The sequence below is a fragment of the Paenibacillus phytohabitans genome (assembly GCF_013141775.1).
GTDB lineage: Bacteria > Bacillota > Bacilli > Paenibacillales > Paenibacillaceae > Paenibacillus_AQ > Paenibacillus_AQ phytohabitans.
In genome coordinates this window covers 1-9,109 of sequence record NZ_WHOB01000013.1, presented here as the reverse complement: position 1 = coordinate 9,109, position 9,109 = coordinate 1, and the positions used below count along the sequence as shown (strand labels likewise).

The 9,109-nt window shown below is 51.7% G+C and carries 9 protein-coding genes; 7 read left to right on the top strand and 2 right to left on the bottom strand.

What is annotated here, in order from left to right; translation table 11 throughout:
* Positions 1-192: 192 nt before the first annotated feature.
* Positions 193-765 (top strand): TetR/AcrR family transcriptional regulator, encoded by a 573-nt coding sequence (locus tag GC101_RS01555; protein WP_042139700.1) that lies wholly within the window; start codon positions 193-195, stop codon positions 763-765.
* A gap of 348 nt (positions 766-1,113) precedes the next feature.
* On the opposite strand, the gene GC101_RS01550 is transcribed toward GC101_RS01555, so the two are convergent.
* Both GC101_RS01550 and GC101_RS01545 read right to left on the bottom strand, forming a co-directional pair.
* Positions 1,114-1,920: a hypothetical protein gene (locus GC101_RS01550; protein WP_171715844.1), complete on the bottom strand. Its 807-nt coding sequence runs from the start codon at positions 1,918-1,920 to the stop codon at positions 1,114-1,116.
* Between the two features lie 43 nt (positions 1,921-1,963).
* Positions 1,964-2,563: a phosphatidylglycerophosphatase A family protein gene (locus GC101_RS01545; protein WP_171715843.1), complete on the bottom strand. Its 600-nt coding sequence runs from the start codon at positions 2,561-2,563 to the stop codon at positions 1,964-1,966.
* Positions 2,564-2,834: 271 nt separating this feature from the next.
* Here GC101_RS01545 and GC101_RS01540 point away from each other — a divergent pair, with 271 nt between their 5' ends.
* From GC101_RS01540 to GC101_RS01515, 6 genes are all read left to right on the top strand, one after another.
* Positions 2,835-3,947, top strand: a complete 1,113-nt coding sequence (locus tag GC101_RS01540; RefSeq protein ID WP_171715846.1) for a GerMN domain-containing protein — start codon at positions 2,835-2,837, stop codon at positions 3,945-3,947.
* Between the two features lie 330 nt (positions 3,948-4,277).
* The gene (gene rph / locus GC101_RS01535) at positions 4,278-5,036 is read left to right on the top strand and encodes a ribonuclease PH (RefSeq protein ID WP_039297685.1); all 759 of its coding nucleotides are present in this window, start codon (positions 4,278-4,280) and stop codon (positions 5,034-5,036) included.
* A 1-nt stretch (position 5,037) separates the two neighbouring features.
* On the top strand, positions 5,038-5,679 hold the full coding sequence (locus GC101_RS01530) for an XTP/dITP diphosphatase (protein ID WP_171715842.1): 642 nt from the start codon (positions 5,038-5,040) through the stop codon (positions 5,677-5,679).
* 113 nt (positions 5,680-5,792) lie between these two features.
* On the top strand, positions 5,793-6,125 hold the full coding sequence (locus tag GC101_RS01525) for an AbrB/MazE/SpoVT family DNA-binding domain-containing protein (protein ID WP_246354126.1): 333 nt from the start codon (positions 5,793-5,795) through the stop codon (positions 6,123-6,125).
* Positions 6,122-6,457 carry a type II toxin-antitoxin system PemK/MazF family toxin gene (locus GC101_RS01520; RefSeq protein ID WP_171715841.1) on the top strand — a complete coding sequence of 112 codons (336 nt, stop codon included), beginning with the start codon at positions 6,122-6,124 and terminating at the stop codon, positions 6,455-6,457. Before GC101_RS01525 ends, GC101_RS01520 begins: the two co-directional genes overlap by 4 nt.
* 508 nt (positions 6,458-6,965) lie before the next feature.
* Positions 6,966-8,921, top strand: a complete 1,956-nt coding sequence (locus GC101_RS01515) for a glycosyl hydrolase family 18 protein (protein WP_171715840.1) — start codon at positions 6,966-6,968, stop codon at positions 8,919-8,921.
* The last annotated feature ends 188 nt before the right edge of the window (positions 8,922-9,109 follow it).

Below are 9,109 nucleotides of genomic sequence, written 5' to 3'. Positions count from 1 at the left end.
GAATACAATGTGCCAGCGCGAAGGTAATCGGACCCAATGTATCCCGTTGTGCTGAACGGCTGGGTGCACCTAGCGTAGTGTGGTCGGCAGAGCAGAGCATGGTGACGATGTGCACACTTGTTGATTTATTGACATTTGTTAAATATAATAAGTGCACTAAGCAACTGGACGACAAGTGAAAGGGAGAAGCTTATGGACAGACGTATCGGCAAAACGCGGGAAGCTATTTTCGAGGCTTTTATCAGCCTGATGGCCGAGAAGAACTTTGAGCAGATTACGGTAAATGAGATCGCAGCGCGTGCCAATGTAAGCAGAGGTACAATCTATCTCCATTATGTAGACAAGTACGATCTGCTGGATCAGTGTATAGAGACACAAATGGAACAGCTGTGCGAGAGCTGCCTGGCCGGCGGGGAGGACGCCCATATCGCCTCCGGGGGCGCGCTGCTGCGCACAGCCGAATATCTGGAGCGGCACGCATGGGTCTTCACTACACTGCTTAACAATAAAGGCGTTCCGGCCTTCCGGACCCGTCTGCATGCGATTCTGCTGCAGGGTCTGAGTGAGCAGATCGACATGAGCGGCCTGAACCGCGGGATGAACAAAGAGATGCTGATCCAGTTCCTGGCATCGGCTGTAGTAGGTGTAATGGAGTGGTGGATCACCCATTCGATGCCATACCCGGCCAACGAAATGATCGAAGACATCCTGGCTCTGATGGAGCGCAATCAAATGGCACCACGGCCGCTGGATACTGTGCAATAGATCTGTAGAAGCCGGCAGGTTGCAATATTATTCCGAGAAAAGACATCCCGTTGTTTATATGCAGCAATTGATGTAGTAGCTCCGAGTGGGAATTCAGTGATAGTTGTAGAACGTACACTTAAAAACAGCAAAAAGGTAGGCTAGTATCATATAACTGTATTCTGTACAACTAAATCTGCCTGTATGGTGAGAACCAATCTATAAATCGCATTTTAATTGTACGAAATACAACTAAACGGATAATCGGTTGAAAATCAGACGATTTAGTTGTACAAAGTGCAATTAAGCATACCGCCAAATTCGTAATCGGGTCACTGCATATCTTCAGCAAGCAATTTACTAGGGATCCTATGAATCCGATTCGATTTTTTTCATTTTGGACGGGTTGTTGATCTTGTATTTAACCGGATGCTGCGTGAGCTTCTTGGCGACGATCTTGGCTTCGAAGGATACTTTATCGCCGGGATTAAGCTCCAGCTTCTTCAGCGTGGCGCTATGGCTGGACCAGACTTCCTCAATCGCCAGGTCATGGTCTTCTACCGAAACGGCTTCATATATAATAACTTCATCATCGTTGTCCGAGAAATGATTGGGGACGGTTGTGAACTCTTTGACTATAGCGGTAATCGCAAGCTTGTCTTCAGGCAGCTGGACAGCGGCTTTCTTTTTGGAGGCGGCTGCTTTTTTCTGCGGAATTACCGGTGTCTCTTGCTTTGCTGAATCTGAATCTGCACTTTCCGGAGCAGCCAGAATCTCCTTGCTTGCTGTTTCTGCCTCCGGTACTTCCTGGCTTTCCTGCTCCTCCAGAACGTTCACGGCTGGCAGAGTCGCTTCTGTTACCTCTGTGGAATCATCCGCCTTGGCTGCTTCAGCCGCCGCAGCGCGTTGTCCGAAGGCAGCGGTCTGCATTTCTTTCAGATAAGAGGGATGTATGCAGTGCTGCTGTTTATTCTCAAACTGTATCACCACGGTCAGGCTGTCCACGTAGCCTACAATTTCTACCGGCAGTGTCAGGCCGTTTCTCTTATACTGATAAGTTTTGACCCGGGTGGCTGTAGCGGGCAGGAGATTCCATTCCTTACACCGGTCAATCAGCTCATCTTCACTGTCAAAATCAAGAACGGACACAGGCTCAACTACAAACGAATAGGTCATTCACACTTCGCACCTTTCAAAATAAAATCAATGTAATATCGTCTTACTCCAGCTCCTCATTCTCCGGAACCTTTCTCCGCGCGGCTTCTTCAACATCCTCCGGTGCATGGGGCAGCCCAAGCTCCTGTTCGCGTTCTGCCTGCTTCCGGTGGGCAATGCGGCTGCTGGCAGCTGCGGCCACGGCACCTACGATGTCATCCAGATACGTGTGAATCTGGCCGGTGGTCTTGTCATTCAGCCGCTCCAGCACTCCGGGCTTCAGCTTGTCCACATAGCCGTAGTTAGTGAAACCGATGCTGCCATATACATTCACGATGGAGAACGCCAGAATCTCATCCACCCCGTACAGCCCTTCATCATTCTCAATCATATCCTGCAGGGGAGCGAACAGCTTGCCTTCCTCGGCCAGTACATCAAGCTGGATGCCGGTCAGCACCGCATTCTGCACCTCCCTTTTGCTCAGCACCATCTCCACATTATGAACGCATTCCTCCATTGTCAGGTTCGGATAATACTTCTTCTGCAGCAGCATGACAAGCTCGGCAATCTCAAGTATGGTTACCCCGCGTTTCTGCAGCCAGAACCGGGTGGCTTCGGCGACAGCTTTGCTGTTGAGGCTGTAAGGGATTTTGGCATCAGTCATGAGAAGTCCTCCATTCGTAAGTAAGTTAGGATAGCTGTTTGTACTAAATTGTACGCAAGCGGCAGACTGATGTCCAGAACCGTGCGGATTCGCGGGCTGTATCTGGCTGCATCTGGCAGTGTGCTGGCCGTATCCAGCTCTGTCTGCCCGCCCGGACAGAACTTCTGCAATTTTGGATAAGCTGTTGTTATTTTTTGGACTAAGGGCTCGTATACATAGCAGTACAAACTGATCTTAGCGTTGAAAGGGGTAATGTAGATTGAATAAGCCTATGAAACACATCCGCGGAGTTTCCGCGGCTTGCCTGCTGGCCGTTCCGATTATGCTCTCCGGCTGCAGTCTGTTCGGTTCGGAATCGGCAGCGGTAGACCCGCCTCCGGGTGAAGTCGAAGCACAAATGCTGCAGGTCAGCGGAGAAGGCACACTCGACACCGGGGTGCTGGGACCGGTCTCGCTGGATGAGAGTGATCTCGCAGCGGGGGTTAAAGATGCGGCAGTCTCCGCTGCGGCTGGAGAACGGACAACCGTGTACCTGGAGGATCAGCACGGCCTGCTGGCACCGGTGTCTCTGGCTCTTCCGCAAGGGGAGGGCACAGCAATGCTGGAGGATTCTCTTACTGCGCTAGTCAGCAAGGGGGCATACAAATCTGTACTGCCCGAAGGCTTCCAGGGCGTACTGCCGGCAGGGACGGAAGTGAACAATGTATCTATCGGCCAGGATAAGGTGGCCATCGTTGAATTCAACTCGGCATTCAATGACTATGATCCGGCGGATGAACGCAAAATTCTGGAGGCAGTCACTTGGACCCTGACGGGTCAGGAAGACATCCAGGGCGTACAGCTCTGGGTCGATGGCAAAAAGCTTACCGAAATGCCGCTGCAGGGTACCCCGCTGGATCGGCCGCTGTCCCGCGCCATGGGCATTAACCTGCCGAAGCAGAGTGCGCTCATGATGAACTCCAGCGCAGTGACCGTCTACTTCTCTGCTGCTTCTCCGGATGGCATTCACCAGTATTATGTTCCGGTTACGCGCTTTGTACCCGCAGGGGGAGATTCGGTGAAGGCAGCTCTGAACGAGCTGATTGCCGGCCCACAGTCCGAGAATGGCCTGGAGATGGTCATGACTCAGGGCACGGTGGTGGATTCCGTGGAAGCAGGTCAGAATGGGGTAGTTACCGTTTCCCTGAAGGATGAGATGTTCGAAGGCAGCACAAGCGTTCCTGAAGAAATGCTCGAATCAGTTGTGCTGACGGTTGCGCAGAATACGGACGATGCCCTGGTGCAGATCCGCTTGAACGGTAAAGAAACAGTTACGGGAACCAATAATGTCGATTACGGCCAGCCGGTCTCGGCGCCGGAATATGTGAACGAGCTGCCGCTGTAGAAGGATATGCAGAGTAAGTGGAATGGGCTGGGCGTCCTTTTAAAGCCTATGCTTTCGAAGCAGCGCTACTACGTACCGCTTTCAGGTACCCGTTTCAGCGAGAAAGATAAGGAATATTTATGGCGTGTAGCATATAAATTCTTATCTTTTTAAAAAGATGCTTTTGTGCCTGCTCTTTGATAGAATAAAGGTTCATTGATCCGGATATCTTGACAGGAATAGCGGTGCCGTTCTCTGAAGCAGAGGACGGCACCCGTTTCTGCGTATAAGATAAGGGATGGATTCGTGTACACACAAACTTAGGGCTATACGATGTAGGAGGCAGAAAAGATGAGATCAAACGGGCGCCAAGAAGACCAGCTCCGGCCGCTGACGATAACCACCCAAACCAACAAATATGCAGAGGGCTCTGTAATTATTGAGATGGGAGATACCAAAGTCATCTGCACGGCAACCGTGGATGAGAAAGTTCCGCCGTTTCTGAAAGGACAAGGCAAAGGCTGGGTCACTGCCGAATATTCTATGCTTCCCCGGGCCACCCAGACCCGTAACCAGCGCGAAGCAGCACGCGGCAAGCTTACCGGACGGACGATGGAAATTCAGCGTCTGATCGGACGGGCACTCCGTTCCGTAGTGAATCTGCAGGCACTGGGCGAACGCAGTATTACGCTGGATTGCGATGTGATTCAGGCGGACGGCGGAACACGGACAGCTTCGATTACGGGCGCTTTTGTAGCGATGGCCTTTGCCATCAATAAAATCGCACTGCAGCACAAGCTGGCGGTATTTCCGATTACGGACTACTTGGCGGCGATCAGCGTCGGTGTCGTCGGTGACAAAACGCTGCTCGATCTGAACTATGAAGAGGATTCCAAAGCGAAGGTTGATATGAATGTGGTTATGACAGGCGGCGGTGCGTTTGTTGAAGTGCAGGGTACCGGCGAAGAACGGCCGTTTACTCGCCAGGAGCTTGACCAGCTGCTGGGTCTGGGCGAGAAGGGGATCTACGAGCTGATCGCCGTTCAAAAAGAAGTACTGGGTCCCATTGCGCTCAAAATCCCTTCCGGCCAGCCTGGCCAAGAGGTGTAATATGAAGTCCGGCAGCGGGATTCTGATTGTCGCGACGAAGAATAAAGGCAAGGTGCGGGAGTTCCAGCACGCCTTTGCTCCCCTTGGACTCACCGTCAAAAGCATGTTCGATTACCCCGATCTGCCGGATGTGGTGGAGGACGGGGTGACTTTTGCCGAGAATGCCTTCAAAAAATCCCGGGCGGTAGGGGATGCACTCGGATTTCCGGTGCTTGCGGATGATTCCGGTCTATGCGTGGAAGCGCTGGACGGAAGTCCGGGAGTATACTCGGCCCGCTACGCCGGGGAGCCTGCAGATGATGAAGCGAACAACCTGAAGCTGCTGAGCGAGCTGGAGCGGCTGAAGCAGGGTGAGGATACCGGCCAGCCGCTGCTCAGTCCGGCCCGGTTCGTCTGTGCTCTGTCGCTGTATGATCCGGCGGACGGGCGGGAGCTGACGGCGGAAGGGACAGTGGAAGGCTGGATTACCTCGGAGCCTGCGGGCGGCGGAGGTTTCGGCTATGACCCGCTCTTCTATCTTCCGCAGTTTGAGAAGACGATGGCGGAGCTGACGCTGGAAGACAAGCAATCGATCAGTCACCGGGGCGCAGCACTGCGCCTGCTGACGGAGAAGCTTGCTGCCGCGCAGCGCGATGTGAAATAGAAGCTGAAGCTTATCCGGAAGCCTCCATGCATGTGTAACATGCACGGGGCTTCCGGATTTTTTGGTTTCAGGGAAGAGATTCATGAATCAATTTACTCAAGGATGTATATTATATGGATATACATTATGCAGGTGGTGAGATATACTTGGATTATAGATTAGAGAAGGATGTGATTTTTATGACAACTGCTATCCTAAGTAAATGGGGAAACAGCAGTGCAGTCAGGATTCCAAGTCAAATCATTAAACGTTTGAATCTTGAAGATGGGGCAGAACTGGAGATTATCCTGACTCCTGAGAATCATATTCTGCTCCGTCCTGCAACTCCGCCGCAAGAATCCAGCGAACAATTACGCGACCATCTAAAAATGCTTCTGTCGAAGGTCAAACCTGAACATCGTCAAGAAGAATTGGAATGGGGTACGGAAGGAGAAGAGTTGATTTGACTGCTCCTTCACGAGGTGATTTAGTCTGGCTTAACTTTACTCCGCAAGCTGGCCATGAACAAGATGGCCACCGTCCTGTCATTGTACTGTCTGAATATGAATTTAATAATTTAACAGGTTTTGCATTGATGTGTCCTATCACGAATCAATTGAAGGATTATCCATTTGAGGTTCCTTTGCCGGAAGGAATTGAATTCACTGGCGTTGTTCTCACAGATCAGGTGAAAAGCCTGGATTTCCGCAAGCGTGGAATTAGAATAGTGGGCAATGTTCCTTCGGATTCCGAATTTATGCGAAACGTATTGCTTAATGTCCGTTCGATTTTAGCCTAACGACAATAAGGTGTCTTCTATTTTCTGAATGAATATAATAAGTTGAGCAGCGATTCTTCCCTTGAGAATTGCTGCTTTTGTGATGCGTTCCATCAAGGTGAAGTGAAATATGGAAATTAGATGATAATCCCCCCTCAGTATGGAAATTTACCCCTAGCGCAGCAGCGTGCTTTGTATGAGAATAAGAGTTGACTTCACCCCTTTCGAACATCCTGCATTCTTCCGCTACCCCATTCCCTTCACAAGTTTTGCAAACAGAGGCAGCCTAGCTGAATGACGCAAAACTTACTACACAAGCATAAGCCATAGTTAAGAGTAGACACCCGGCAAGAGAGCACGAGATCCGCAGGTATGCAGCTTAGCTGCGCTTTTTTGGGCTGGACTATAGTATTCAGCCTGCTAGTTGTGAATTTAATAGATTTACAGGGTGGGGGTCAATAGGGTCCTGGAGGTGAGTGCTGAAGCTTTCTGTTTGGGTAACGCATTGAACCGGGGAGGTAATAACGAAATGGTCTTTATCAAAAGTAAATCTCGTAAACCCTTTGTGCTTGGCTTGGCAGCAGTTCTTATCCTTACCCTTTTTTCGGCTTTCGGTACAAATACCAGAACGGCTAATGCAGCTTCGGATTACAAGCTTGTCGGGTATTATGCCTCCTGGGCTGCTTACGGGCGGGCCTATAATGTAACGGATATTGATCCTAATAAAATGAATGTAATCAACTATGCGTTTGCGGATATTTGCTGGAACGGGATACACGGCAATCCAGACCCTACCGGTCCGAATCCGGTAACCTGGTCCTGCCAGAATGAGCAAGGACAGACAATTAGCGTCCCGAACGGCACCATTGTGCTGGGTGATCCCTGGATCGACGCCCAGAAAAGCTTCGGCGACGATAAATGGGATGACCCGATCAAGGGTAACCTGAAGCAGCTCTGGAAGCTGAAGGAGAAGAATCCGAACCTGAAGACGGTCATATCCGTCGGCGGCTGGACGTGGTCGAACCGCTTCTCAGATGTGGCTGCGACTGCGGCAAGCCGCGAGGTATTCGCCAATTCCGCCGTTGATTTCATCCGCAAATACCAGATGGACGGCGTTGATCTGGACTGGGAATACCCGGTCAGCGGAGGACTGGCGGGCAACAGCTACCGTCCGGAGGATAAACAGAACTATGTTCTGCTGCTGCAGAAGATCCGCGAGAAGCTGAATGCTGCAGGAACTGCCGACGGCAAAACGTATCTGCTGACCATTGCTTCCGGCGCAGGACCTGCTTATATCCAGAACAATAATCTCAGCGGGATCGCTGCAGTGGTGGACTGGATTAATATCATGACCTATGACTTCAACGGAAGCTGGAATACAACTACCGGCCACAACGCGCCGCTCTACTATGATCCGGCCGCAGCTTCATCAGGGCTGACGGAGCCGGCGAATTACAATATCGACAAAGCGGTCACCAGCTATCTGAGTGCCGGCGTGCCGGCGGGTAAACTGGTGCTCGGCATGCCGTTCTATGGCAGAGGCTGGGGAGGTGCTCCGGCTGCGGGGAACGGCCAGTACCAGGTCTCGGCGGGAATCTCCTCCACAGGTACTTGGGAGAAGGGCAACTATGATTTCAGTGATCTGGAAGCCAACTACATCAACAAGAACGGCTACACCCGCTACTGGAACAACACTTCCAAGGTTCCTTATCTTTATAATCCTTCAAATCAGACCTTTATCAGCTACGATGATGTAGAATCCATTGGCTACAAAACAAGTTATCTGAAATCCAAAGGCCTGGCCGGAGCCATGTTCTGGGAGACCAGCGGCGACCGTAACCGGACACTGCAGACGAAGCTAAGCGCTGATCTTAGCGGCGGAGTGGTAACTCCTTCACCAACGCCTTCGGCAACGCCAAGCCCTACGCCAACAGCTACAGTGAAACCATCGGCAACACCTAGTGCAACCCCATCGCCGACACCTACGGCAACGGTTAAGCCGAGTGCCACACCGACTGCTACAGCCACACCGACCGCAACAGTTACACCTACTGCAACACCAGGTCAATGTACGGCAGCGGCTTGGAGTTCAACCGCCGTCTACACTCAAGGACAGCAGGCCTCCTACGGCGGACTGCTCTATCAAGCCCAGTGGTGGACGCAGGGCGAACGGCCGGATCTCAGCGGTGCCTTCGGAGTCTGGAGGGTTGTCGGTACTTGCGGCAACACTACACCGCAGCCTTCCGCTACAGCCACTCCCACTGTAAGTCCTTCGGCTACGCCGACAGCAGCACCAACCGCGACGCCTGTGGTGACGGCAACCCCGACGGCAACAACGGGTGCCTCAGCCTGGGCTGCAGGAATTGCTTATAAAGCGGGTGATGTTGTAACCTACAGCGGGAAATCATATACCTGTCTGCAGGCACATACCTCGCTGGTAAGCTGGGAGCCGTCTACAACACCGGCTCTCTGGAAGCTGAACTGATTTTATTTGGAATCCGGGTTAATCCACTGAATTCGCCAGGCTGTGCAGCATAGCAATCCCCGCACGAAGAAACGGTGCCGGCTTAATGCCGGGCACCGTTTTTTTATGCGCTCTAATCAGAGTCTCATTTTTCCATTCCCGCCTTTTACTGCTTCGTTTGAATAATTTCATGTTTACATATACTTAGT